Annotated in this window: 20 protein-coding genes; 13 read left to right on the top strand and 7 right to left on the bottom strand. The window is 71.3% G+C overall.

Annotation, left to right across the window (positions count from 1 at the left end):
* Nucleotides 1-153: 153 nt before the first annotated feature.
* Nucleotides 154-1,479 (top strand): M14 family zinc carboxypeptidase, encoded by a 1,326-nt coding sequence (locus tag OIC96_RS10745; protein WP_330308072.1) that lies wholly within the window; start codon nucleotides 154-156, stop codon nucleotides 1,477-1,479.
* A gap of 68 nt (nucleotides 1,480-1,547) precedes the next feature.
* Nucleotides 1,548-1,961: a subtilase-type protease inhibitor gene (locus tag OIC96_RS10740; protein WP_330308073.1), complete on the top strand. Its 414-nt coding sequence runs from the start codon at nucleotides 1,548-1,550 to the stop codon at nucleotides 1,959-1,961.
* A gap of 21 nt (nucleotides 1,962-1,982) precedes the next feature.
* Here OIC96_RS10740 and OIC96_RS10735 read toward each other — a convergent pair whose 3' ends face one another.
* Nucleotides 1,983-3,233, bottom strand: a complete 1,251-nt coding sequence (locus OIC96_RS10735; RefSeq protein ID WP_330308074.1) for a M14 family zinc carboxypeptidase — start codon at nucleotides 3,231-3,233, stop codon at nucleotides 1,983-1,985.
* 634 nt (nucleotides 3,234-3,867) lie between these two features.
* Here OIC96_RS10735 and OIC96_RS10730 point away from each other — a divergent pair.
* A complete protein-coding gene (locus OIC96_RS10730; protein WP_330308075.1) occupies nucleotides 3,868-4,965 on the top strand; it encodes a cytochrome P450 in 1,098 nt (365 codons plus the stop codon).
* On the opposite strand, the gene treY is transcribed toward OIC96_RS10730, so the two are convergent.
* Nucleotides 4,925-7,414: a malto-oligosyltrehalose synthase gene (gene treY / locus OIC96_RS10725; RefSeq protein ID WP_330308076.1), complete on the bottom strand. Its 2,490-nt coding sequence runs from the start codon at nucleotides 7,412-7,414 to the stop codon at nucleotides 4,925-4,927. The genes OIC96_RS10730 and treY overlap by 41 nt on opposite strands.
* Before the next feature lie 183 nt (nucleotides 7,415-7,597).
* On the opposite strand from treY, the gene OIC96_RS10720 reads away from it, so the two are divergent.
* Nucleotides 7,598-9,058 carry an MFS transporter gene (locus tag OIC96_RS10720; protein ID WP_330308077.1) on the top strand — a complete coding sequence of 487 codons (1,461 nt, stop codon included), beginning with the start codon at nucleotides 7,598-7,600 and terminating at the stop codon, nucleotides 9,056-9,058.
* Here the strand turns inward: OIC96_RS10720 and glgX are convergent.
* Nucleotides 9,055-11,163, bottom strand: coding sequence for a glycogen debranching protein GlgX (gene glgX / locus OIC96_RS10715; RefSeq protein ID WP_330308078.1), 2,109 nt, complete (start codon nucleotides 11,161-11,163; stop codon nucleotides 9,055-9,057). The genes OIC96_RS10720 and glgX overlap by 4 nt on opposite strands.
* Nucleotides 11,164-11,341: 178 nt before the next feature.
* On the opposite strand from glgX, the gene OIC96_RS10710 reads away from it, so the two are divergent.
* The 4 genes from OIC96_RS10710 to OIC96_RS10695 all read left to right on the top strand — a co-directional run bounded on the left by OIC96_RS10710 (nucleotide 11,342) and on the right by OIC96_RS10695 (nucleotide 15,707).
* The gene (locus tag OIC96_RS10710) at nucleotides 11,342-12,151 is read left to right on the top strand and encodes a Tat pathway signal sequence domain protein (protein WP_330308079.1); all 810 of its coding nucleotides are present in this window, start codon (nucleotides 11,342-11,344) and stop codon (nucleotides 12,149-12,151) included.
* A 68-nt stretch (nucleotides 12,152-12,219) separates the two neighbouring features.
* Nucleotides 12,220-13,539 carry a copper amine oxidase gene (locus OIC96_RS10705; protein WP_330308080.1) on the top strand — a complete coding sequence of 440 codons (1,320 nt, stop codon included), beginning with the start codon at nucleotides 12,220-12,222 and terminating at the stop codon, nucleotides 13,537-13,539.
* Nucleotides 13,540-13,641: 102 nt separating this feature from the next.
* Entirely contained in the window at nucleotides 13,642-14,880 is a 1,239-nt protein-coding gene (locus OIC96_RS10700; RefSeq protein WP_330310327.1) for an SAV2148 family HEPN domain-containing protein, read from the top strand.
* A 104-nt stretch (nucleotides 14,881-14,984) separates the two neighbouring features.
* A complete protein-coding gene (locus OIC96_RS10695) occupies nucleotides 14,985-15,707 on the top strand; it encodes a 3'-5' exonuclease (protein WP_330308081.1) in 723 nt (240 codons plus the stop codon).
* 126 nt (nucleotides 15,708-15,833) lie between these two features.
* On the opposite strand, the gene OIC96_RS10690 is transcribed toward OIC96_RS10695, so the two are convergent.
* Entirely contained in the window at nucleotides 15,834-16,697 is an 864-nt protein-coding gene (locus OIC96_RS10690) for a phosphotransferase enzyme family protein (RefSeq protein ID WP_330308082.1), read from the bottom strand.
* Between the two features lie 317 nt (nucleotides 16,698-17,014).
* On the opposite strand from OIC96_RS10690, the gene OIC96_RS10685 reads away from it, so the two are divergent.
* Genes OIC96_RS10685 through OIC96_RS10675 form a run of 3 tightly spaced genes read left to right on the top strand, consistent with a single transcriptional unit; the run spans nucleotide 17,015 to nucleotide 20,063 of the window.
* A complete protein-coding gene (locus OIC96_RS10685) occupies nucleotides 17,015-17,950 on the top strand; it encodes a carbohydrate ABC transporter permease (RefSeq protein WP_330308083.1) in 936 nt (311 codons plus the stop codon).
* Nucleotides 17,947-18,780, top strand: a complete 834-nt coding sequence (locus OIC96_RS10680; protein WP_327432617.1) for a carbohydrate ABC transporter permease — start codon at nucleotides 17,947-17,949, stop codon at nucleotides 18,778-18,780. Before OIC96_RS10685 ends, OIC96_RS10680 begins: the two co-directional genes overlap by 4 nt.
* On the top strand, nucleotides 18,780-20,063 hold the full coding sequence (locus OIC96_RS10675) for an ABC transporter substrate-binding protein (protein ID WP_330308084.1): 1,284 nt from the start codon (nucleotides 18,780-18,782) through the stop codon (nucleotides 20,061-20,063). The genes OIC96_RS10680 and OIC96_RS10675 overlap by 1 nt, the downstream gene beginning before the upstream one ends.
* Nucleotides 20,064-20,101: 38 nt before the next feature.
* On the opposite strand, the gene OIC96_RS10670 is transcribed toward OIC96_RS10675, so the two are convergent.
* Nucleotides 20,102-21,385, bottom strand: a complete 1,284-nt coding sequence (locus OIC96_RS10670; RefSeq protein ID WP_330308085.1) for a hypothetical protein — start codon at nucleotides 21,383-21,385, stop codon at nucleotides 20,102-20,104.
* 172 nt (nucleotides 21,386-21,557) lie between these two features.
* Nucleotides 21,558-23,798: an MMPL family transporter gene (locus OIC96_RS10665; protein WP_330308086.1), complete on the bottom strand. Its 2,241-nt coding sequence runs from the start codon at nucleotides 23,796-23,798 to the stop codon at nucleotides 21,558-21,560.
* A 397-nt stretch (nucleotides 23,799-24,195) separates the two neighbouring features.
* On the opposite strand from OIC96_RS10665, the gene OIC96_RS10660 reads away from it, so the two are divergent.
* Nucleotides 24,196-24,744 (top strand): DUF1697 domain-containing protein, encoded by a 549-nt coding sequence (locus tag OIC96_RS10660; RefSeq protein ID WP_330308087.1) that lies wholly within the window; start codon nucleotides 24,196-24,198, stop codon nucleotides 24,742-24,744.
* Nucleotides 24,737-25,123 carry a nuclear transport factor 2 family protein gene (locus OIC96_RS10655; RefSeq protein ID WP_330308088.1) on the top strand — a complete coding sequence of 129 codons (387 nt, stop codon included), beginning with the start codon at nucleotides 24,737-24,739 and terminating at the stop codon, nucleotides 25,121-25,123. Before OIC96_RS10660 ends, OIC96_RS10655 begins: the two co-directional genes overlap by 8 nt.
* Here the strand turns inward: OIC96_RS10655 and OIC96_RS10650 are convergent.
* A complete protein-coding gene (locus OIC96_RS10650) occupies nucleotides 25,059-25,958 on the bottom strand; it encodes a transglutaminase-like domain-containing protein (protein WP_330308089.1) in 900 nt (299 codons plus the stop codon). The genes OIC96_RS10655 and OIC96_RS10650 overlap by 65 nt on opposite strands.
* Between the last annotated feature and the right edge of the window lie 3 nt (nucleotides 25,959-25,961).

Raw genomic sequence — 25,961 nt, 5'->3', positions numbered from 1 at the left:
CACACACCGGCGTCGTCAACATCCCTTACGTTCCGTGGTGTTGACGTACCCCAAGAGCCGTGACTGACTGTGCGTACACCATGCACATCAGGTGAACCGACGGCACCACATAAGTGGAGGTGTGCCCTGCCGCCACTCCTCCGCTACCCGACTGTGGACGAACTGGGAGCCCGTGCGGCCGCGCTCGTCGCCCGCCGTCCGCGGGACGCCCGGCTGCGCCGCGTCGGCACCTCACGGGCGGGCACGCCGCTGTTGCTCCTGTCCGTCGGGCACGGCAGCCGCCAGGCCCTCGTCGTCGCCGGACCGCACGCCAACGAACCCGTCGGCGGCGCCACGGCCCTGCGCCTCGCCGAACGGGCGCTCGCCGACCCCCGGTTGACCGAGGGGGCGGACGCCACCTGGAACCTGCTGCTCTGCCTCGACCCGGACGCCGCCCGCCGCAACGAGGCCTGGCTGTCGGGCCCGTACACCCTCGGCCACTACTTCCGGCACTTCTTCCGGCCCGGCTTCCTGGAACAGCCCGAATGGCTGCCCGAGGGCGCGGACGGCGCCGTTCTGCCCGAGACCCGCGCCCTCCTCGGCCTCCAGGACGAACTGCGGCCCTTCCTGCAGTGCTCCCTGCACGGTGTCGACGTCGGCGGCGCCTTCGTCGAGCTGACCCGAGAGCTGCCCGGGCTCGCCCAGCGCGTCGCGCACACCGCCGCGCGCCTCGGCATCCCGCGCGAACTCGGCCCGTACGACACTCTGTACTGGCCGATGCTCGGGCCCGCCGTCTACCGCATCCCACCGCCCCACAGGGGAGACCTGGCCGCCGCCATCACGGAAGCCGCGGTCGAGTCCACCTGGTTCCACCCGCACCCCTACGGCACGGTGACGGCCGTCGTCGAGGCCCCCATGTGGGGTGTCCCGGCCGTGGAGGACCCCGCGCGGCCCGCCGACGCCGACGCGATGCTGCGCACTGTCAGCCGTACGCTGCGCCACGACACACGGCTCCTGGAGGGCATCCTCGCGCGCGTGCGGTCCGGCCTCGGCACCTCCCCGGACGTGGCCTGCCTCCTCGCGCCCGTCGACGACTATTTACTGGTCGGCCCCGGGCTCGCCGACTCCTGGGACCCCGACACATACGACCCCGACGCGCGCCCCCTGCCCCCGCTCGACACGGCCCGCCTGACGGCGCTGCGCCTCGCGGGACGCCGGGTCGCGCTGCGCACGGCCGGGCTGCTGCACCAGCTCGTGACCGGCTCCGAGCGCGACCAGCATGGCGTGCTGCCGGAGCTCGACCGGCTCATCGACGAGTGGTGCGCCGACTACCGCGACGGCTGCGGGGCGCGCTGGATCCCGGTCGCCCGCCAGGTCGAGTACCAGGCGCGCGTGGTGCTCGCCGCGTTCGAACTCGCCGGGCGGCACGCGCCCGTGCACTCCCGTTCGGGTGAGTCCGGGTGGGGTTCGCAGGCCGCGGTGCCGATGCATCAGGAATGACGAACGCACCTGGATCGACCAACGCACCCGGATCGACGAACGCACCCGGAACGACGAACGCACCCGGAATGACGAAGACCCTTCGAGCGGTACGTGCCGGTCTGCTGGCCTCGGTCGCGCTCCTCACGACGGGTGCGGCCCCGGCCCACGCGGCGGCGGCCCAGGAGTCGATCCCCGGCAACGGGCTCTACCTCACCGTCACCCACGGCGACGCCCGGTCCAGCGACACCCGCGGCACCCTGCTGCTCTGCGACCCGCCCCAGGGACACGCGCACGCGGAGGAGGCCTGCGAGGAACTCCGTGCCGCCGGGGGCGACATTGACCGGATCCCACCCAGGGCAGACGTCCTGTGCCCCCTGATCTACGCCCCGGTGACGGCCTCGGCGCGGGGCGTATGGGACGGCCGCCGGGTCGAGTACACCCACACGTTCTCGAACTCCTGCGTGATGGGAGCCGAGACGGGAGCGGTGTTCGCGCTGTAGCGCTGAGGCTCGGGACAGCCCTCACGCCGCGTTGTCGCGCGCGTGCCGGGCCGCCGCCAGTACCGTGCGGGCCTGGTGCTCGACCTGGTGCTCCAGCGGCACCCAGCGGGCGCGGAACCGTTCCGCGAAGGCCTCGCTCCAGACGGCCACGAGGCGTTCGAGACGCGCCGCCTCGCGGTCGTCGGCCTCCTGAAGGACACGCAGCAGCATCGCGGCGGCCCGCAGCGGGAGCCGGCGGCCGAACGCGTCGACACTGCCGACGTACGCCATCGTCGTGTCCGGAGGCGGTGTCTGGACCCAGTCGTCGGCGAGGCCGGGCACCAGTGCCAGCGCCCACTTGGCGGCCCTCAGGAGCGGCCCGTCGGGGCCCGGCAGCCTCGGCAGCGCCTCCGCGAGCACCGCCTCCACCTGGAGTGCGTCACGCAGCAGCCGGCGCGCCAGACGCCGCATCGCCGCCGTCGGGGCGGGGTGCGGCGCCGGATCGTCCACCAGGTCGCTGGCCCACATCGGCACCTCGACGACGGCGGTCAGACCGCCGTACAGGTGGGCGTGGTACCAGGTGCTGTGCCGCGCGTCGTCGGGCATGCTCGGGTACGCCGTGTCCGAGCCGGGCGCCGGCATGACATGCACCCCGGGCCCGGAGGCGGGCCAGCCCGCGGCGTCCGACGCGGCCGTCTCCACCGGGATGTTCAACTCCGCCGCGGACTTGGCGAACGGCTCGGCGAGCCCTGGGATGTCCTTGGTCAGCTGTACCCAGCTGCCGCCCAGATCGGTTCCGTGCAGCGTCACCTGGAGGTAGGGCCGCAGTTCGTCGATGACCCGGGTCAGGGCGCGGGTCTCCGGCGGCAGCCGGTCGGGGGGCAGGACGGACGGCGACCACTCGGGCTGCTCGGGCCCGGCCGGACGGAAGAAACCCAGGTGGTAGTCGAGCAGGGTGCGCGGCGCCGGCGTCACATGGAGGCTCGCCCCGTCCGGGTCCGCGCAGAGCAGGAAATGCCAGGAGGTCCCGTCCCGCAACTCCCGCTCGTGCAGTGCGCGTTCGGCCAGGGCCAGCAGGGTCGAACCGCCCGTCGGTTCGTTCGCGTGGGCGCCCGCCACGACGAGGACCGCGCGCCGCGCGTGGCCGACGGACAACAGGTGGAGGGGCCTGCCCGCGCGCGAGACGCCCACTTGTCTGAGGACGCACAGGCCGGGTCGGTGAGCCGCCAACGCCCGGGCGGACGAGACGATTTCGGTCACACTGGGGTAGCGCAACTCCGGCAGGAGACTCACCCCCGACTTGTCCGCCCTGCGTCGCTTTTGGCAGTACTCCACGGACTGAGTGAACTGTCAAGGAGATGACGGGGCGGCTCCAGGGGGCGCCATGTGGCATTTACCGCTGGCAGGGGGGTGTGCACCGTCAGAGGGGGAGTCTCCGTCGGCTCCGCGGGGGATGCGCCACGGGCCGGGCAGCCGACCGGCACGCGTCGTCCAGGACCTCGGCGTGGAGCAGCTGGGCGCCCGTCCGCACGTTCATGGCTTTACGGAGAGGGGCTCTACGGAGACGGGCCTTTCAGAGACGGCTCTACGGAGACGGGCCTTATGGAGTGGCCTCCCACGGAGTGGCGCCCGTTTCACCCGTTCGGGTGTACGGGGACTGCGGACCGGAGGCCGCGGTGGTCGGCTGGGAACAACCGCGCGCGGGTCCTGCGCGCACATCCGAGGTGGGAGGCCGGCGGTGCTGTGTCCTCACGGCCTTCCGGGCGAAGGCGCGCCCGCTGCCACGCCGACGGGACCGCCGCCCGTACGGCTGCTGTCGGCACCCCCAGGGATCGGAGCACGGAACCCGTCCGCGCCACCGAGCCCGCTCCCCCCGGAGACCCCCTTCACGCCGCTGAGCCGGTTCGAGCCACCCAGCCCGCGCCCGGTGAGCCCGTCGGTGCCGCCGAGCCTGCTCGCGCCCGGAACCGAGCGTGACCCGTACCCGCTGTACCGGACCCTCCGCGAGCGCCACCCGCTCGTGTACGACGAGCCGTTCGGTGCCTGGCTGGTCAGCAGGTACGCCGATGTGCGCGCCGCGCTCGCGGACCCGCGACTCGTCGCTCCGCCTCCCGGACGCACCCTGACCCACCTGGAGGGCGGCACGCACAGCGCGCACCGCGCCCTCGTCTCAGCGGCGTTCCGCGGGCGCGCGCTGGCCGCCCTGACCGCGGGTGTCGCACGCACGGCGTACGTCCTCGCCCGCCGCCTCGCCGCCCGCAGGGAGGCCGATCTCGTCGCCGAGTTCTGCCACTGGCTGCCCACCGCGGCGGCCGTAGCCGCGCTCGGGCTGCCCTACGAGGACACCGCACGCGTGCACGCGTGGTGCCGCACGGGCCTCGACCACCTGGGCGGCCACCACCCCGAACTCGACGCCTTCCTGCGCCCGTACATCGCCCGCCGCCGCGCCCACCCGGGCGCCGATCTGCTGTCCGCGCTGTGCACGGCCCGGGCGGACGGGCGCCCGCTGTCCGACGAGGCCGTGGCGGGGCTGGCCGGGACGCTGCTGGGCGCGGGCGGCGAGGCGACCGCACGGGCGCTGGCGTCGTTCCTCGCCAATCTGCTCGACCACCCGGGCCAGTTGGGGGTGATCCGTGCCCGCCCCGAGCTGACGGCCGGCGCCTGGGCCGAGTCGCTGCGCCGCGATCCGCCACTGCACGTCGTGGCGCGCCAGGCCGTCGAACGGGTGGGTCCGATTCCCGAGGGCGCCACCGTGGCGTGTCTGCTGGGCGCCGCCGGCCGTGACCCGGCACGGTTCGCCGACCCGGACCGCTACGACGCCTTCCGCGCCGACCCGGGAGAGCTCGCGTACGGCTCCGGACGGCACTTCTGCCCGGGTGCCCCGCTCGCCCGGCTCACGGCGGAACACGGCCTGCACGCCCTGCTGACCGCCCTGCCCGACCTCCGCTGGGCCCCTGGTTTCCGGCCCGCTCCGGAGGGCCTGGTCAGCCGCTCGCCCCGGACCCTGCTGGTGCGCCTGCGCTGACCCGCTCCAGCAGCACCACGGGCAACCGCTCGAAAAGCTCCGCCACGCGCGCGTGCCCGGTGAACTCCCGCTCTGGCGAGAGCACATCGATCCAGCGCCCCTCGGGGAGCACGAGACGGGTGTCGCGCCAGCCGCCGGCGTCGGCCAGCCGCAGCGACATCCGCGTGACGGCCGTGACCACCTCTGCGGACCGGACGAACGCCACACAGTGCGCGGCGCCCGGGCCCGTTGCCGACAGCGGCGCGTACGTCGCCGAATCGCCGAAGACGGCCGGGCGCCGCCCGCGCAGTCGCAGCGCGGCCGTGGTCAGCGCCGCCTTCTCCGAGGGGTGCCCTCGCGGCTCCTGGGGCTCCTGGGGCTCCTGGGGCTCCTGGGGCTGTTGGGTCTCCTGCGACTCCTGCGACTCCTGCGGCGCGAACGGCTGCCGGTTGTCCGGGTCCACCAGCGCGAGGTACTCGCCCTCCGTTCCCTGGTAGACGTCCGGCACCCCGGGCATCGTCAGATGGACCAGAGCGGCCCCCAGGACGTTCGCCCGCACATGCGGCGCCAGGGAGGCCCGGAAGTCGGCCACGCGCCGTCCGGGCGCCCCGCACGGACCTTCGGCGACGAACGCCGCGACCGTGTCCTCGTACCCGGGATTCCGCTCGGTCCAGGCGGTGTGCAGTCCGGCCTCCCTGACATGCTTCAACAGGGCTCCCTGGACACGCTCCTCGGAGGCCGGGCCGAGTCCGAACACCGTCTGCCACGCGGCCCACGCCAGCTGCGGGTCGGGCACACCCGTGCCGTCGCGCGTCACCTCCGCCAGGACATCGGCCCATCGCTCGGGGCACTGGGTGAGCACCGAGAGGGCCGCGCGTACGTCGGCACTGCGTTTCGTGTCGTGCGTCGACAGGACGGTTCCGGTGGCGGGCCAGTCGCGCTGCACGCGCGCGCAGTAGGCGTGGAAGTCCTCGGGGAACACGGCCGGACCGCCCGGGGCGCCGCCCACCTCGTTCGCCGACAGCAGGGGCACATAGCGGTAGAACGCCGTGTCCTCCACGGACTTGGCCCGCAGGGCGGACGAGGTCTGCGCGAACCGGGCCCGGAACTCCGTGTGTCCGGGCCCGTCACCGGCCCGCCCGGTCACCAGGTCCCGTACGACATCCACGGCGTGTGCCTCCTCGGGCACCGCGAAGACCGCCCGGGCCTCGTCGGCGGCCTCCTCGGTCACCACCAGGGAGGCGTCGGTGGAGGGGTAGGGCCGGTACACCTCAAGGCGTACGAGGAGTTCCCGCAGCGCGGTGCCCAGGGCCCAGGGGGCGTGATCGCGCGACGCCGGGTCCGCGGACGTGGCGCACACCTCGCTCACCTCGCGCGTGAGGCGGTCGATCTCCGTGGCCAGCTCGTGCGTGACCACCTTGTACGCCGCCCTGCGCACCGTCGCTCCCCAGTGGCCGCCCCGGTCGGCCTGCGGGGCCGCGAACCGCCGGTACTGGCCGAGGAGTTCGCCCGCGCCCGCCGGGTCCGTGAACAGGCCGTCGATGTGCCGCAGCGCGTCGTAGCCGGTGGTGCCCGCGACGGGCCACGCGGCCGGCAGCGGCTCGCCGTCCGCGAGGATCTTCTCGACCACCGTCCAGCGGCCTCCGGTCGCTGCGTGCAGGCGGCGCAGATAGGCGTCCGGGTCCGCGAGACCGTCCGGGTGGTCGATGCGCAGCCCCTCGACCACGCCGTCGTCGAGCAGCTCCAGGATCTTCGCGTGGGTCGCCGCGAACACCTCCGGGTCCTCGACGCGCACTCCGATGAGCTCCGAGATGCTGAAGAACCGGCGGTAGTTGAGCTCGGTGCGGGCCAGCCGCCACCACGCGGGGCGGTACCACTGCGCGTCGAGGAGCTGCGGCAGCGGCAGCTTCGCGGTGCCCTCGCGCAGCGGGAACACGTGGTCGTAGTAGCGCAGTACGTCGCCGTCGACCTTCAAGTGGTCGATTTCCGCGCCGAGCCGATCCCCGAGCACCGGCAGCAGCAGCCGGCCGCCCTGGGCGTCCCAGTCGATGTCGAACCATCGCGCGTACGGCGACTCGGGGCCCTCGCGCAGCACCTCCCACAGGGGGCGGTTGTGGCGCGGGGCCATGGCCATGTGGTTCGGCACGATGTCCACGACGAGGCCCAGGCCGTGCTCCCGCGCGGTGCGCGCCAGGGAGCGCAGCCCCTCCTCGCCGCCCAGTTCGGCCCGCACGCGCGCGTGGTCCACCACGTCGTAGCCGTGCGTCGAGCCCGGGACGGCCTCCAGGACGGGCGACAGGTGCAGATGCGAGACGCCGAGCGAGGCCAGATACGGCACGGCCGCCTCGGCGGCCCCGAAGGGGAACTCCGGCTGCAGCTGCAGCCGGTACGTGGCGGTCGGCACGGCGGGAACCACCGGGCCGGGGACCACCGAGTCCGGAATCACCGGGTCGGGACGCTCAGGTGTCATGCGAACCTACGTACCCGCCCCACCGTGTTTCGTGTCATCGACGCATGCATACGGGCCCGCGCGCGTGGCTAACGTCGAACGATGGGGAGCGCGGGGCGGGGCGGCAGACGGGGTGTCAACCGGGGCACGCACGGCGCGAACAGAGCGCAGGAGGCGCACGAAGACGCGCACACCGCACTCGACGTGCCCCTAAGCGTCGGCGATACGCCCCTCGGCACCGACGACACGCCGGCCGCGACCGACGGCGTGAACGGAACGCCCGGAGCGCGTCGCGGCGCGAACGCGCCCCCGGACCCGCCGCCTCCCGGTGCGCACAGCACTCTCGACACCTACCGCCGCGTCGTCGCTCTCACCGGTGCCGCACTCCCCGTCGTCTCCTTCCTCGCACGGCTGCCCACCGCCACGATCCAGTTCGGCAGCGTGCTGCTCGTCGCGCGGACGAGTGGCTCGCTGGGCACGGCGGGCCTGGTCGGTGGCGCGCTCGCCGTCGGACAGGTCGGCTGCGGGCCGCTCGTGGGCCGCCTCGCGGACCGGCACGGCCAGCGCACCGTCGTCCTCGTCTTCTCCTTCGCCAACGCCCTCGCGATCGCCGCCCTGGTGACGGGCGCGCTCACCCATATGGACCCGGTGCCCCTGGCCCTGCTCGGCGCCCTCGCCGGAGCGAGCGTCCCGCTCATCGGTCCGCTGGCCCGTGCCCGCGTGGTCGCCCTGGCCCGCGGCACCGGCACCGGCGACCGCACGGTGAGTACCGCCCTCTCCTTCGAAAGCACCCTGGACGAGATCTCCTTCGTGCTGGGCCCGGCGCTCGTGGGGCTCGCGGCGGTGCTCGCGCACCCGGCGTACGCGCTGGGCGCCGCGACGCTCCTGGTGGCCGTGTGCGGAACAGGCTTCGCGCTGCACCCCACGGCCACTGCCGTGAGCCCCGCGCGCACGGCTCGCAAGCGGGCGCCCATGAATGCCGCACGCCCCCACATTGCCCTGCCCGCTCCTCCCCGCATCCCGCGCTCCGTCCACGCCCTGCGCGCCGCCCTCGCGCTCCAAGGCGCCATGTTCGGCGCCTGCCAGGCCGGAATCACCGCGCTCACCGAGCGGCTGGGAGCGGCGGACCAAGCCGGGCTCGTGTACGCCGCGATGGGGGTCATGAGCGCCGTCGCGGGACTCTCGATGGCCGCCGTGCCCGCACGCGTCGGGCTCCGAGCGCGCTGGCGTGCGGCCACCGCGGCGGCCCTCGTCCTGTCACTGCCGCTGCTCCGGGCGGACAGCCTGTGGAGTCTGTACGCCGTTGTCACCGTCCTCGGTGTCGCGTACGCCCCGCACCTGATCACCGTGTTCGGGCTCACCGAGCGGGCCGTGCCACCGGCGCGGCTCGCGGAGGCGATGGCCTTCGCGACGAGTGCGATCGTCGGAGGCCAGGCCCTCGCCGTGGCCGTCACCGGACGCCTGGCGGAGGCCTACGGCCCCGGCGCGGCGTTCGCGGTGGGGAGCGCGGTCGCCGCACTGGCCTGCGCCATCGCACTGACGGCACGCCCGACGACGTACACGGAAACCGAAAAGACCCTCCACGCGCGCGTGCACACCGAGACGGCGGCGGAGACGGAGGACGATTCCCACGCGCGCGTGCCCCAACAGGACACGTCCCCCTAGGCAGGCCGCTGCAGCACCGTCATGCTCCGGTCGATCAGCGTCAGCCGGTCGCCGGCCTCGACCTTGGCGCCCGTCCCCGGGGCCACTCCCTCCGGGCGGGCCGTGTCGACGACGACCTGCCACTGCCGGCCGTGGTCGACCGGTACCAGGAACTCCAGCGGCTTCGGTGAGGCGTTGAACATCAGGAGGAAGGAGTCGTCGGCGATGCGCTCCCCGCGCGGGCCCGGCTCGGAGATCGCGTTGCCGTTGAGGAAGACGGACAGCGCCCGCGCCTGCGCGGAGCCCCAGTCGCGCTGGGTCATCTCCTTGCCCTCCGGGGTGAACCAGGCGATGTCGGACAGCTCGTCGTGGGTGCCCTGCACGGGCCGTCCGTGGAAGAAGCGGCGCCGTCGGAAGACCGGATGGTCGCGCCGCAGCCACACCATCGCGCGCGTGAAGTCCAGCAGCTCGCAGTCGCCCTCCGGCCACGGCACCCAGGCCAGCTCGCTGTCCTGGCAGTACGCGTTGTTGTTGCCCCCCTGGGTGCGCGCGAACTCGTCGCCGTGGCTGAGCATCGGCACGCCCTGGGAGAGCATCAGCGTCGCGATGAAGTTGCGCATCTGGCGCGCCCGCAGCGCCAGCACGGTCTCGTCGTCGGTGTCGCCCTCGGCGCCGCAGTTCCAGGACCGGTTGTGGCTCTCGCCGTCGCGGTTGTCCTCGCCGTTGGCCTGGTTGTGTTTGTTGTTGTACGCGACGAGGTCGTGCAGGGTGAAGCCGTCGTGGCAGGTCACGAAGTTGATGGACGCCAGGGGGCGGCGGCCGTCGTCCTGGTAGAGGTCCGAGGAGCCGGTCAGCCGGGACGCGAACTCCGCCAGCGTGCGCGGCTCGCCCCGCCACATGTCCCGTACGGTGTCGCGGTACTTGCCGTTCCACTCGGTCCACAGCGGCGGGAAATTGCCCACCTGGTAGCCGCCCTCGCCGACGTCCCAGGGCTCGGCGATCAGCTTCACCTGGGAGACCACCGGGTCCTGCTGCACCAGGTCGAAGAAGGACGACAGCCGGTCCACCTCGTGGAACTGGCGGGCGAGGGTGGCGGCCAGATCGAAGCGGAAGCCGTCGACATGCATCTCGGTGACCCAGTAGCGCAGCGAGTCCATGATCAGCTGGAGGACGTGCGGGGAGCGCATCAGCAGGGAGTTGCCGGTCCCCGTGGTGTCCATGTAGTAGCGGGGGTCGTCCGCGAGGCGGTAGTACGAGGCGTTGTCGAGGCCCCTGAAGGACAGCGTCGGGCCCAGGTGGTTGCCCTCGGCCGTGTGGTTGTAGACGACGTCCAGGATGACCTCGATACCGGCCTCGTGCAGTGCCCGGACCGCCGACTTGAACTCCAGGACCTGCTGGCCGCGGTCGCCCCAGGAGGCGTACGCGTTGTGCGGGGCGAAGAAGCCGATCGTGTTGTAGCCCCAGTAGTTGCTGAGGTCCATCTCCACCAGCCGGTGGTCGTGCACGAACTGGTGTACGGGCATCAGCTCCAGCGCCGTGACGCCCAGTTCCGTCAGGTGTTCGATGATCGCCGGGTGCGCCAGCGCCGCGTAGGTGCCGCGCAGCTCGTCGGGCAGCGCCGGATGCTGCATCGTGAGGCCCTTCACATGGGCCTCGTAGATCACTGTGTGGTGGTACTCGGTGCGCGGGCGCCGGTCGTCGCCCCAGTCGAAGTACGGGTTGACCACGACCGCCGACATGGTGTGCGGCGCCGAGTCCAGGTCATTGCGCTTGTCGGGGGCTCCGAAGGGATAGCCGTACACCTCCTCGCCCCATGTGACCGAGCCGCTGATGGCGCGCGCGTACGGATCGAGGAGCAGCTTCGCGGAGTTGGTGCGCTGCCCGCGCTCGGGCGCGTACCGCCCGTGCACCCGGAAGCCGTACCGCTGTCCGGGCATGATCCCCGGCAGATACGCGTGCCGGACGAACGCGTCGGTCTCGCGCAGCTCCACCGCCGTCTCCGAGCCGTCGTCGTGCAGCAGACACAGCTCGATACGGTCGGCGGCCTCCGAGAAGACCGCGAAATTGGTACCGGCACCGTCGTACGTGGCACCGAGTGGATATGCCTCTCCAGGCCAGACCTGCATGGATACGACTCTTCCAGTAGTGCCGTGCCCCTGGGGGCGACTCCGAGCCGAGTCTCCCCGAAAGTGATGGAACCTCCTATGACTTACGTCCCTCTTACCCGATGACCAGGCATACGTCGTATGCCGAACCAGTGGGGCTCAAGCGACTCCTGATGACATAGGGGGAGTAGGGGGAAATGTGCGCAAGATAGTGCACCGCCACCTGGGCAAGGTGGTGGCAGGTGCGGCCATCGCGGTGGCCGGGACGGCCGTGATGGTCGGCATCACCCTGCCGGGCACGGCGGGGGCCGACGACTCGGGCGGGACCAAGGGCGGCACCGGGACCTCGCAGCAGGCCGGACAGCAGGGGCAGGCCGCGGCGCAGCCGGGCGTCGTCGAGCAGGCGCCGGCCGAGGGCCAGAAGGGCAAGGGCCGTGACCCGCTGACCGACGACGAGATGAAGCGGGTCGAACAGATCGCGCGGAACCAGCAGTCGTTCAGCGCCAGTGAGAACGTCGAGGGCAAGCGCGGCCCGCAGCGCGTCAGCCTCAACCTCGCCGAACCCGACACGAACGAACTGGACGACCCGAACGCGCCCAGGCGTGCCGACGTGTCCTTCTACGACTACAAGAACGACACGCTCGTCACCAAGACCGTCAACCTCGACACCGGGAAGGTCGAGCAGACGGGCACCCAGCGGGACGTCCAGCCGCCCATCAGCCGCGACGAGATGACCGAGGCCGCCAAGCTGCTGATCGCCGACCCGCTCGGCGCGGGTCTGAAGGCGGACTTCAAGGATGCCACCGGCAAGGAACTGACCTCGCCCGACCAGCTGATGCTCAACAGCATGGTCTACCGGGCGACGTCCGGCGCCCAGCCCGCCGTCCTCGACGCATGCGGCAAGCACCGCTGCGTACGGCTCTTCCCGAAGGTCAAGAACGGGCCCTGGATCGACAGCCGTGACCTGGTGATCGACCTGAGCGCCCGCAAGGTCGGCAAGCTCGGCTGAGCGCCGCTTCTCCGGCCTTCCCTCTGACCTCCCACCCTTTCCTGCTTTCCGCAAGGAGTCACTTCTTCATGCGCGTCAACAGAAACAGCCGTGCCCGCAGCCGGACGGCGGTGGGCCTCTCCGCGCTCGCCCTCGCCGCCGGGGCGACGACAGCCGCGGGACCGGCCGTCGCCCAGCCCAAGGCCGCCTCCGCGGCGGCCGCCGACTGCAGCGCGGCGTACAAGATCGAGCAGAAGCTCTCCACCGGCACCACCTGGCGGATGTGCTGGCACTACGAGAGCGAGGCCGGGCTCGTCCTGGAGAACATCTCCTACCAGCCCCCCGGCGAGGCCCAGCCGATCAAGGTCCTCGCCAGCGCGAAGCTCGCCCAGATCGACGTCCCCTACGACGACGGCTCGGTCGAGTACAGCGACCTCACGGGCGCCGGCTTCGGTCAGGGCCTGGTCGACATGGTGCCCGCCGAGTGTCCGGGCGGCACCATCAAGACGGTCAAGGTGCCCGACGCCTGGGACCCGACGCACGCCAACGTCAAGGGCCTGTGCACCACGACCCGTTCGCGCGGTCACGCCTACCGCATGGAGGCCGACACGGGGAACAAGGTCTTCCAGAAGCAGGGCAAGGACCTGTTGATCTACACGGTCAACAAGGTCGGCTGGTACGAGTACATCACCGAGTGGCGCTTCCAGGACGACGGCACCCTCAACATGAACGTCGGTGCCACCGGCAGCCTCTCGCCCGGTGACTACGACGCGGGCGACGGCCGCGGCTGGCCGCTCGGCAAGGGCGCCAAGGCTTACGCCACCAGCCACAGCCACAACATCTTCTGGCGGCTCAACTTCGACCTCGACGGCTCCTCCAAGGCCAAGGTCGAGCAGTACGACTCCGCGGTCAGCCCTCCCGCGCAGGGCGCCGAGGCCCCGAGCAAGAAGACCACGCTCACGAAGATCACCAAGGAACTCGCGGGCGACGCGAAGAACTCGCGCTGGTGGCGCCTCGTCAGCAACACCGGCAAGAACAAGGACGAGCACGCCCGCTCGTACGAGATCGTCCCGGGCGCGACCACCAAGTACCTCGGCCGCCCCTTCACCAAGCACGACATCTACTTCACCGAGTACAACAAGTGCGAGCAGTTCGCCAGCGACAACCTGCGCAACTGCGGTGCCGGACACGGCAAGTCGGTCGACAAGTGGATCGGCGGGCAGACGCTCACGCACCCCGTGGTCTGGGTGAACTCGGGCTTCCACCACATCGCGCGCGACGAGGACCAGCAGCCCATGCCGGTCCACTGGCAGGGCTTCTCCATCGCCCCGCGTGACGTCACCGCTATGAATCCGCTCACTCCGCCGGAGCTGGCGGACCAGAACGGGCATGTGGAAAACGGTAGTTGAGAAACGACCTGTCCATCGGGCTGCACCGCCCGCCGCTCCCGGAGTACCCTTCCTTGATCGTTGAGTAGGGGAGAGCTCGGGGGAGCGGAAGGCGGTGCGCGGGTGGGCTCGGGAGGGCTGGAGTTGCCTCCTGGTGACGAGGGTCACGAGGGGAACTCCACAGATGTCCCACCCGGCGCGGTGTCCCTGGCGCGGCCGATGGAAATGGGATCCATTGGACCGGAGTTGGACTGGGGTGCCGACGCCTGGCGCGAGGTGCGTACGCGCGCTCAGCGAGCCGGGCGCGCCTACATCTGGCTGAACCTGGTCGAACAGCGGCTGCGCGCGGTCGTGGCCGCTGTTCTCCGTCCCATCTACGAACCCGTCCACGGCGACGAGTGGGTGGTCGCCGCCGCCGGGCCCGCCGGGCAGGAGTGGGTGCAGCGCGCGGTCGCCGTACGCGAAGTCAGCCGCCGCAAGGGGTACTTGCTCGATCCCGCCGACGACAACGTGCTCAGCTTCCTTACGCTGCCGCAGCTGCGCGAGCTGATGGTGCAGCACTGGCCGTGCTTCGAGCCCTACTTCGACGAGCGCCGCGACGTCGAACTCGCGCTGGACGAGCTGGAAGTCACCCGGAACGTGGTCTCCCGCAACCGGGCCCTGTCCGAGGCGGTGCTGGGCCAGGCGGAGCGGGCCGCGGCGAAACTCCTGGAGATACTCGGCGCGGGCAGCGATGTGCCCTCCGCGCGACGGCTGCCCGTCGACGCGGTGGAGGACCTGGTCGGCGACCGGTACGCGGACGTCGTCGGCGTGCACTCGGACCGGGTGCGGCTGCTGCGCCAGTTCCCCGCCGAGGACCTCTTCGGCGGCGCCCGCCGCCTCGACGCCATCGGTATCGGCCTCAACCTGCTGGTGCAGAACTTCTCCGGGCGGCGGCTCGTACGCCTCGCCGAGTCCGGCTGCCGGGTACGGCTGCTGTTCCTGAACCCCGCCTCCAGCGCGGTCAAGCGGCGCGAGCGCGAACTCGGCATCAAGCGCGGAGAGTTGAGCCGCGCCGTCGAGATGAACATCCTGCACATGCGCCGGGTGCGGTCCAAACTGCGTGACCCGGGCGCCTTCGAGATCCAGGTCTTCGACGAGACGCCCCGCTTCACCGCCTACCTCGTGGACGGCGACGGCTCGGACGGCGTCGCGGTCGTGCAGTCGTATCTGCGCCGCACGCGCGGCATGGAGGCGCCGGTGCTCGTCCTGCGTGGCGGCGGCCGGGTGGTCAAACCGGGCGACACGGACGAAGAGGGACTTTTCCCGACCTATCGCGAGGAGTTCGAGGTGGCTTGGGCGGATTCGCGTCCTGTGTCCTGAGCCCCCGCCTCTTCCGGAAGCGGAACGCGGTCCTCGAATTGTCAGTGGCTCATGGGATCGTGGAGACCACTGGGGGAAAGCACCACGAAGAAGGGGGGCCGCCCATGGGCTGGCACCGGGAGCTGCTGATCGGCTTCGACCTGGAGACGACCGGGACCGATCCGCGCGAGGCGCGCATCGTCACGGGTGCCGTGATCGAGGTCAGGGGCGGAGAGCCGATAGGGCGCCGCGAATGGCTGGCCGATCCGGGCGTGGAGATTCCGGTGGACGCGGTGGCCGTGCACGGGATCACCAATGAGCGGGCGGCCGCCGACGGCAGGCCCGCCGACCAGGTCGCCGACGCGATCGCGGAGGTCCTCGTCGGGTACTGGAAGACGGGCGTTCCGGTCGTCGCCTACAACGCGACCTTCGATCTGACCCTGCTCTCCGCCGAACTGCGGAGGCACGGACTGCCGTCGCTGCGCGAGCGGCTCGGCGGCATCGACCCCGCCCCGGTCATCGACCCCTACACGATCGACCGCTCCGTGGACCGCTACCGCCGGGGCAAGCGCAACCTCGAAGCGGTCTGCACGGAGTACGGGGTGGCGCTGGAGTCCGCCCACGACGCCTCGGCCGACGCGCTCGCCGCGGCCCGGCTCGCCTGCGCGATAGCCGGCCGCCACCCGAAGGTCGCGGCTCTCGGCCCGGCGGAGCTGCACCGCCGCCAGATCGAGTGGTACGCCGAGTGGGCCGCCGACTTCCAGAGCTTCCTGCGCCGCAAGGGGGACGCTGAGGCGGTGGTGGACGGGACATGGCCGCTGCGGGACCTGGCGGACGAGAAGGTCTGACCGGCCTTCCGGTTCAGAAGACCGGGGCCCGGGGCCCGGGGCCCGGCACAGGGTCGACAGGCGTCGGTGCAGGGCTGGTAAGGGCCGGCTCAGGGTCGACAGAGGCCGACGGGGGCCGGCGCACGGTCAGAAGGAATACCAGCGCACCGTCTCGTCCCCGTCCCGCAGCGACGCCACCCGGCGTTCGAACTCGGCGAGGGCCTTGGGGTTGGTCGGCGCGTGCTGGGCGACCCAGGCGCAGCTGGCGGTCTCGCGGGCTCCCCGCAGCACGGAGCAGCCCTCCCACTCGCGGACATCCCAGCCGTATGCCTCGGTGAACGAGTCGTACGCCTCGGCCGGGAGCCCATAGCGGTCGCGGGACAGGGCCATGACCACCAGGTCGTGCTCGCGCAGGTCGGCGGAGAAGGTCTCCAGGTCGACCAGGACCGGGCCGTCGGGGCCGACATGGACATTGCGGGGCAGCGCGTCGCCGTGGATCGGGCCCGGTGGCAGATGCGGGGTGAGCGCGGCCGCGGCATCCGCGAAGCCGTCGCGCCTGTCCCGCAGATACGCCGCGTCCGCGGGGTCGATCGCGTCGCCCGCCAGGCGCAGCCAGCGCTCCACACCGCCCAGCAGCTCGCGGGGCGGCAAGGCGAACGAGGGGGAGGGCAGCGCGTGCACCACCCGTAGCAGTTCGGCCAAATCCCGCGGCTCCGCGGGGCGTACGGAGTCGGGCAGCCGGTGCCACACCGTCACCGGGTGACCCTCCACCAGCAGCGCCTTGGCCTCGGCGGCCCGCACCGCGGGGACGCCCGCGTCGGCGAGCCAGGCCGCGATGTCCAGTTCCCGCCGCGCACGGTCGAGGAGTTCGGCGTCGCGCCCCACCTTGACCACCAGGTCACCGGCGGCGAACACCGCGTTCTCGCCCAGGGCGAGGAGCGTTGCGTCCCGTACCGGCCCCGGCAGCACACCCGCCATGGCCAGTACGTCCCGCGCCCGTGCCTCGTCCATCCTTCGCCTCCGTGTCCTCGCGGTGTCTTCGCCGTCTCGCCGTGACCGCGGTGTTCGCCGTCCGCGCGCTCCGCGCGCGCACGGCGTCGTGTTCACGCCATTCGCTGGCCAGTGTCGCATTCCCGCAGGCCGGACGGCGTGCACGGTGTCTTGACGACCCACCGTGCCTTCACGACCATGACGGGGGCCGCGTGGGCGTTGGGCCTGGTCGTCATGGTGGCGCCTGCCGGGCGGCGTCTGGCATGCCCTCCGGGCGGACGACGCCACCGTGACGACCAGGCCCAAACCATGACGAGCCGCCCGAAGGAGCCGATTCCATGACATTGGCGACCGCGACGAGGCGGTCGGTGAAGCAGGCGACCGGCAGGGGCGGGGACCGCCGTCCCGTCGATCACGGGGCGTGGTTCCTGGTGCTGCCCGCGCTGATCCCGATCCTGGTGCTCAGTGTCGGACCGCTGCTGTACGGGATCGCGTTGGCGTTCACCGACGCGCAGTCCGGGCGGACCGCGTCCACGCGGTGGATCGGGGTCCTCAACTTCCAGGACCTGCTGCACGACACGCTGTTCTGGGACTCGTTCCGGATCGGTCTGCTGTGGGCGGTCGGAGTGACCGTGCCGCAGTTCCTCCTCGCGCTCGGGCTCGCCCTGCTGCTCAACCAGGAGCTCCGATTCCGCTGGCTGGCGCGTGCCCTCGCGATCGTCCCCTGGGCGATGCCCGAGGTCGTCGTCGGCATCATGTGGCGGCTCGTCTACAACCCGGACGCGGGCATCCTCAACGAGACCCTGCGCGACCTCGGCCTCGGCGACGGCCGCGACTGGCTGAGCGGCCTCGGCACCGCCCTGCCCGCGGTGATCGTGGTCGGCGTCTGGGCGGGCATGCCGCAGACCACGGTGGCGCTGCTCGCCGGGCTGCAGAACACCCCGCGCGAACTCCACGAGGCGGCTGCGATGGACGGCGCGGGCGCCTGGCGCCGCTTCCTGACGGTCACCTGGCCCGCCCTGAGACCGGTCGCGCTCGCCATCACGGCGCTCAACTTCATCTGGAACTTCAACTCGTTCGCGCTGGTCTACGTGCTGACCAACGGAGGACCGGGAGGGCGTACCCGGCTCCCGATGCTCTTCGCGTACGAAGAGGCCTTCCGCTACGGGCAGTTCGGCTATGCGGCGGCGATGGGCTTTGTGATGGTCGCGGTGATCTCGGTGATCCTCGCGGTGTATCTCGTGGGCCGGCTGCGGGGAGATGAGGACGCGTGAAGACGAGCAAAGGGGCCCGCGCGGGCCAGTACCTCGCACTGCTCGGTTATCTCGTCTTCCTGGCCTTCCCCTTCCTCTGGCTGATCTCCACCGCCTTCAAACCGGCCCGCGAGCTGGCGAGCCTGCACCCCACCTGGATACCCAAGGACCCCACCCTCGCCAACTTCCGCCAGGCCTTCGACGAACAGCCGCTGCTTCGCGCCGCGCTCAACTCGCTGATCGCGGCGCTCGGCGCGGCGGTCGTCGCCGTCGTCATCGCGACCCCGATGGCGTACGTCATGGCGCGGCACCGGACGCTGCTGGCGAAGGCCGGCACGGGGTGGGTCGTGGTGAGCCAGGCGTTCCCCTTCGTCCTCGTGATCATTCCGCTGTTCCTGGTGCTCAAGAACCTCCGGCTGATCAACTCACTGCCCGGGCTGGTCATGGTGTACGTGGTGTGGGCGCTGCCGTTCGCGCTGTGGATGCTGGTGGGGTACGTACGGGCCGTGCCCACCGAGCTGGAGGAGGCCGCCGCGGTGGACGGCGCGGGCCGGGTGCGGACGCTGGTCTCGATCACGGCACCGCTGCTCGCGCCGGGCATCGTGGCGACGGCGCTGTTCGCGTTCATCAGCGCGTGGAACGAGTTCTTCTTCGCGCTGGTGCTGCTCAAGACGCCGGAGAAACAGACTCTGCCGGTCGTCCTCACTCACTTCCTCGGGGCGGAGGGCGTCGCGGACCTCGGCCCGCTGGCCGCGGCGGCGTTCCTGGCGACCCTGCCGTCGCTCGTCATCTTCGCGATCATCCAGAAGCGGATCACGGGCGGCATGCTCGCCGGGGCGGTGAAGAGCTGATGCGGACGAGACTCCTGGCCGTCCTGGCCGTCTTCGGCCTGCTGCTCGCCGCGTGCACGGGCGGCAGCGGTGGCCGATCGGGCGGAGTGATCACCCTCCACTTCCAGTCCCTCGCCTGGCAGCAGGAGTCCGTCGCCGCCAACAAGGAGCTCGTGAAGGAGTGGAACGCGGCGCATCCGGACGTCAAGGTCGAGTACGTACAGGGGAGTTGGGACAGCGTCCACGACCAGCTGCTCACCTCCTTCGAGGGTGGTGAGGCGCCCGACATCATCCATGACGCCTCGGACGACCTCGCGGACTTCGCGTACGGCGGCTATCTCGCCGATCTGCGGGAGCTGCTGCCCGAGCGGCTCAAGTCCGACATCCCGCAGCACAGTTGGGAGACGGCGACCTTCGGGGGAGGGATCTACGGCGTGCCGTTCCTCCAGGAGCCGCGCGTTCTGATCGCCAACGCCAAGTGGCTCCGTCAGTCGGGCGTCCGCATTCCCACTCCGCGGAAGCCGTGGACCTGGGACGAGTTCCGCACGATCGCGAAGCAGCTGACCGGCGACGGTAAGTACGGCGTCGCGTGGCCGCTCAGGGAACCGGTCTCGGCGACGCTCAATCTCTCCCTCTCCACGGGCGGGCAGATGTTCCACCGGGGCGAGGACGGCAAGGTGACGGTCCGCTTCGACGCGGCTGACGAAGTGGTGCCGCGGACCGTGCGCGACGAGGTGAACGCGGACCAGAGCGCGTCGGGCGCGACCCTCGGCATGGGCGGCTCCGACACCCTGCCCGGATTCTTCGGCGGCAAGTACGCGATGGTCCCGCTCGGCTTCTCCTACCGCCAGCAGATCGCGCAGCAGGCCCCGAAGGGCTTCGACTGGCAGGTGCTGCCCGCCCCGGCCGGCGCGGACGGGCTCACCCAGGGCGTCAGCCCCCAGACCCTGTCCATCGCCGAGGACAGCCCGCACAAGAAGGAGGCCGCCGAGTTCATCGACTTCCTGCTCCAGCCGAAGAACATGGTCCGGCTCGCTCTTGGCGACTGGATGCTGCCCACCGGTACCGAGGCCCTCAAGGACCCCGCCCTGCACACCGCCAAGGACGACTGGGCGACCGGCACCGCCCTCGCCGCCCACCTCCGCTCGGCGCCCGCCCAGTCCGTCCGCGGCTACCCGGAGTGGAAGGACAAGGTCGCGACCCCCGCGTTCCAGGAGTACTACAGCGGGGCGATCGATCTCGGGGAACTCCACCAACGCCTGGTGAGGGACGGCAACCTGGTGCTGGCCCGCTATCAGCGCTGAGGGTCGTCCCGGGATCAGGGCTGAGGATCGTCCCGGGATCAGCGCTGAGGATCCGGGGACGCCGGCAGGGCCCGTACCTCTCGCATGTCGCAGCTGTTCCGGAGCTTTCGCGCCTCCTGGAAGTCCGCGTACGCGTCGGCGTACCTGTGGCCCGCCGTGAGGGCGCTCGCCCGGTCGAAGAGGGCACGCGCCGACCGTGCCTCGTCGCCCAGCCGGCGGGCCAGTGACACGCCCTCGTCGAAAAGCGGCAGCACGGGTTCCAGGAAGCGGCTCCCGCGGCGGAGTTCGGACTGGAGCGCGGAGCGGATCGTCAGCTTGCGGTGCGCCTCGACCCGGTCGGCGGGGTCCTCCGCACGCTCCACGGCCTCCCGCAGCGCGGGCAGCTCCGCGAAGTGGCGCTCCCAGATGTCGGGCGCCCAGTCATGAACGTAGGCGCCGAGAGCTGGTCCCGGACGGCCGGGAGCGGGCAGCTCGGCCGCCCGGCCGGACAACCCGAACAGGACCACCCAGTAAGTGAATTGGTAACCGCTCCACACCTTCGGCTCACCGTTCGCGGCCAGTTCGGCGAGCAGCGTCGCGGCCTCGTCGAGCGCGGCGGAGGCCGCGTCGCGCTGCCCGTACCCGTCGTACAGCTCCGCCTGACGCAGGAGGGCCAGCAGGAGTGAGGTCAACGAGCAGTGGCCTAGGGCGAGTTGACCGCGTTGCAGCTCGACGAGTTCCGCGGCCGCGTTCTGTGCCGTGTCCCGCAGTCCGGCCGCCTCGGCCTCGGCGCACCACTCGATGAGAGACCAGGCGAAGGTGCCTTCCCGCGCGCCGCCCGGCCGGGAGTGCCGTACGAACTCCTCCAGCAGTTCCGCGGCCTCGGCGTGCCGCCCCTCCTCGGCCAGGGAGCGCGCCCACAGGGTCAGACCCGACCGCAAGGGGGCGTCGGAGCCGGCGTCGACGGCCCGTCGGCTGACGCTCGCCATCTCCTCGCCCACGGTCAGCGCCTCGGGGCGCCGCCCCAGCTCGAACAGCCTGCGCTGGTACCACTTCAGCGCGTCCAGCAGGACCTCCGCATGGCGCGGGTCCGACTCCTCGAGTCCCCGTGCGGCATCGACGGCCTCCCGGCAGAGGTTCAGCCGGGCTTCCGGCAGTTCCCGCAGTGAGTCGTCGAAGCTGAGGTGAATCAGCGCGTTCGCGAGCTTCGGCGCATACGACGCCGGGCTCACCTTCGCCAGCACCCGGTACGCCTCGGCCTCCTGCCGGCGGGTGAGCCGCGCGGAGCTCAGCAGCACATTGCGCGCCTGGAGCACCGTGTCCTGATCCACGTCCCCGCTCATGGTCCTTGCCCCCGCCCCCGGTAACGCCCGCTCGCCCACTTCGGCTCGAACGTTTATACGTCATTCCAGTACGGGATGCGGCCCCGTCGGCACACTCGGCTGCCAGACGAACCGACGCGAAAAGGGCCTGTCGGTCCCTCAGGGGAACCAACAGGCCCTGTCGCGACAGGAGTTACACCCCGGCCCGCTCACCCTCCCGGGCCGGCGGCAGCGCGGCCTCCGGTGCCTCGTCGTGCGTGAGGTCCGGCAGCCGGTTCAGCCACTTCGGCAGATACCAGTTGCGCTCGCCGAGCATCGCCATCACGGCGGGCAGCAGCACACCCCGGATGATCGTCGCGTCGATGAGCACCGCGGCGGACAGGCCCACACCCATCTGCTTCATGGACTGCATGGACAGCGTGCCGAAGATCGCGAAGACGGCGACCATGATGATCGCGGCGCTGGTGACGACACCGGCCGTGGTGACCACCCCGTGCCGGATCGCCTCCTTGGTGGAGCGGCCGCGCAGCCGCGCCTCACGGATCCGCGAGACCACGAACACGTGGTAGTCCATCGAGAGCCCGAAGAGGATCACGAAGAGGAACAGCGGCAGCCAGGTGACGATGGCACCCACGCCCTCCGCGCCCACCAGCGAGGCACCCCAGCCGTGCTGGAAGACGGCGACGAGGATGCCGTAGGCGGCGCCCACCGACAGCAGGTTGAGGGCGATCGAGGTGATCGCGACCGTCAGCGAGCGGAACGACAGGAGCATCAGCAGGAAGGCGAAGACCACGACGAACGCGAAGACCGGCACGACGGACCCGATCAGCTGGTCGTTGAAGTCGTGCGAACCCGCGACCTGTCCGGTGATCGGTGCCTGGACGCCGTCGACCTTGCCGAGCGTGGCGGGCCGCACCTCGTCGCGCAGCTTCTCCAGGCTCGCTCCGGCCTTGTCCTGGTCGGAGCCGCCGACCAGCGGCACGTACACGAAGGCGACGTTCTGCGCGTCGTGCAGCTTGATCTCCACCGGGCCGCGCGAGGCGCCCGAACTGACGGCCCGGGCCTTGAAGTCGGCCAGCGCGTCCCGGACCTCCGGCGCGTTGATGTCCTTCGCCGTGACGACCACCTCGGCCGGATCGGAGCCGCCGGGGAAGGCGTCGTTGACCCGGTTGTACGTGCCCACGATCGGCAGCGAGTTGCCGAACTCCTGGTCCAGCGTGAGGTTCTGCGTCTTCATGCCGACCGCGGGCGCCGCGACGGCGAGCAGCGCGCCCGCCGCGAGGACGACGGAGAGCGCGGGCTTGGCCAGCACGCCCCGCAGTACGGCCGTCCAGAGCCGGCTCTCCCCGTTGCCCTTGCGCCGACGCCGCCGCAGGAACGGAATGCGCCCCTTCTCGACGCGCTCGCCCAGCAGGGACAGCAGCGCCGGCAGCACCGTGACCGACCCGACCATGGCGACCGCCACGACCATCAGCGAGGCCAGGCCCATCGCCTCGAACCCGGCGAGCCCGGTGAAGAGCATGCCCGCCATCGCCACGCACACGGTGACACCGGAGACGATGATCGCGCGGCCACTGGTCGCGGCGGCGATCCGCAGCGCGGCATCGGCGTCCCGCCCGGCCTCGCGCTCCTCGCGCTCACGGCGCAGATAGAACAGGCAGTAGTCGACACCGACGGCCAGACCGACCAGCAGCATCACGGAGTTGGCGGTGTCGCTCATCGGCTGCAGATGGCTGACGATGCCCATCAGGCCCATCGTCGCCATGATCGCGGTGATCGCGAGGGCCACCGGGAGCAGCGCCGCCACCAGGGCGCCGAAGGCGATCAGCAGAATGCCGAGGGCCACCGGAACCGCGGAGTACTCGGCCTTCTTGAAGTCGTCGCCGAACGCGTCGGAGAAGGTCTTCTGCATGCTGGCGCCGCCGATCTCCTCGATCCGCAGCTCCCCATGGTCCTTCTGGACGCCCTTGACGGCGTTCAGCACCGGCTCGACGCGGTCGCCCGCGGTCTCCGCGTCGCCGCGCAGGTCGAACTGCACGAGCGCGCTGCGGCCGTCCTTCGAGATCGTCTTCGTGTCGTACGGCGACGTCACGTCCGTGACCTTGCCGGTGCCCTCGACCGCCTTGACCACGGCGGCGACGGCGCCCCGGAACTCGGCGTCCGTGGCCGTGGTGTTCGCGTCCTTCGCCTGGATCAGGACGGTCTCACTGGCCGGCTCCGTGATGTCGGCGTCCTTGATGATCTGGGCGGCGGTGTGCGTCTCGCCCTTGAGCTGGTCGTCCTCCTTGAGGTCGACGCGGCCCGCCGCCGAGCCGATCCCCATGGCCAGGACGACGAACAACACCCAGATTCCGACGGCCGCCCATCGGTGCCGGGCGCTCCAGCCGCCGGCCCGGGCGGCGATGCCCCGCACCCGTATATCTCCGTTCGCCATGACGGGCTAGCCCCCTTGTGTGCGGTGACAGCCCCCTGCCGTCACCTTTAGTTATGAAGGTATGGGCCGGATAAGAACCTCTCGTCGTGCTGCCTGGTGAACCCCCGAGGCCGTGAGTCGTCCCCTGGGACCCCGGGGTCTCCGCACTGGGGAGGATGGAAGCCCCTTACACGTAACGGGACTTCTCGGGGATGTGGATCAGGGGTGTCCGTTCTGTCGGGTGGAGCCCGCTTTGTTATTTCGGAAGGTTGTTGATTAAGTCACAGCTTCATGTAGGTGTTGATCTGCGCGGACCGATCGGCCAGGGTTTCGTGCCAACCCGCCGGTAACTTTCGGTGCGGGCCGCGGCCTTCGTGCCCACCCCCACGGGGCACGAAGGCCGCCTTAAGGTGTGCGGATGACGACGACGTACGCGGCGCTGTTGCGCGGGATCAACGTGGGCGGCAGCAAGAAGGTGCCGATGGCCGAGCTGCGCACCCTGATGGAGGGGCTCGGGTACGGCGGCGTACGCACCTATCTCCAAAGCGGCAACGCCGTCTTCACCAGCGGCCACGGCGACGAGGACGCGCTCGCCGCGGAGCTCGCGCAGGCCATCGAGAAGCACTTCGGTTTCACCGTCGCCGTGCTGGTGCGCGACCACGCCTATCTGAAGGCCGTACGCGAGGCGTGCCCGTTCCCGGCCGCCGAACTGGAGGGCAAACAGCTGCACGCCACGTACTTCTCCGGCCCTGTCGACGCCGAGCGCTTCGCCTCGATCGACCAGGCGGCCTTCCTCCCCGAGGAGTTCCGCCTCGGCGACCGCGTTCTGTACCTGTACGCCCCCGACGGCCTCGGCCGGTCCAAACTGGCCGAGAACCTGTCGAAGCCCAAGCTTCTCAAGGGCATCGTCGCCACCACCCGCAACTGGAACACCGTCGTCAAACTGGAGGAACTGACCCGTGCCTGAGCGCGAGGCCGCCGTCGGAACCGCCGTCGAAGCTGCCATCGAGGGCGAACTGCGCCTGCTGGACCCGGAGACCCGCCGCTCGCCCGAACTGGTCGGCGCGCTGCTGCACCCCGACTTCCACGAGTTCGGCGCGTCGGGGCGCATCTGGGACCGCGCCTCGATCATCGCTTCCCTGGCCGCGGACGACGACTCCGAGGGCCGGCCCATCGCCCCCTCGCACATGAAGGGCGTACAGCTCGCCCCCGACCTGGTTCACCTCACCTTCGACACCGACAGCAACGGCCGCCGTGCGCACCGGAGTTCACTGTGGCGGCTCACCGGGCAGGGATGGCGGCTGTACTTCCACCAGGGGACGCTGTACGGCTCCGGCGCAGCGTGACGTTGCGTACGCCGCCGTCGGTCGTGTACGAGCGGATCTCGTCCGGCACGGTGAGGCGCGGGTCCTGGTAGAGGCGTCGGAGCTCGTCCTCCGTACGGGCCCCGGCGACCGTGTCGGTCAGGGCGATGTCGTCGTCGGTGAGGGCGGTGTCGTCGAGGATCTCGGGGCCCCAGCCGTCCCAGGGGAGCATCTCGACGCCGTTGAGGGCGGCCAGATCGTGGCCGACGTTGGCGCGGACGTACCACAGGCCCCTGATGTCCTCCAGCCAGCTGACTCCGAAGGCGGCCGGGTCGGCCCGCCCGGCCCGGCACTCCCGCCAGGCCTGCCCGGCCACGACGAACTGATCCCTCGGGACGTCCAGCGGATCGAAGGACACGTCGTACGGGCCGTACGCGATCTGCGCGTCCACGAGCCGCCAACTGCCGTCCGGCAGACGGTACTCGGTGACCCAGTGGTCCTCGTGGAACCCCTCGATGAAGTAGGTGGCGAAGCCGCAGCGCAGCCGGGCGGGTGTGCCTGTCGCCCGCAGCAGCGAGCACAGCAGCAGGGAGAAGTCGCGGCAGGTTCCGACGAACCGCTCGGCCGGCTCCCGCCGTTCGGTCAGCGGCCGGCCGGAGCGCTCCCGCAGGATCCGCAGCACTTCCGTGACGTACCGCGACTCGGCGTCCTCCGCCAGCCACCGCTCGGGGATGGCGTGCCCGAAGAGCTCACCCTCGCCCCGATGGATGATCACATCCCGTACGAGACGGGTGAGTTGACCCGGTTCCCGGGGAAGCCCGTCGACATCGAGGTCACCGGGGTCGCTGAACACGCTCTGGCTCAGGTAGAAGTCCATGCC

Origin of the sequence: Streptomyces sp. NBC_00775 (assembly GCF_036347135.1) — a bacterium.
Lineage (GTDB): Bacteria > Actinomycetota > Actinomycetes > Streptomycetales > Streptomycetaceae > Streptomyces > Streptomyces lutosisoli.
Note: the sequence above shows the minus strand (reverse complement) of the source record. Positions and strands in the feature narration are given on the sequence as shown.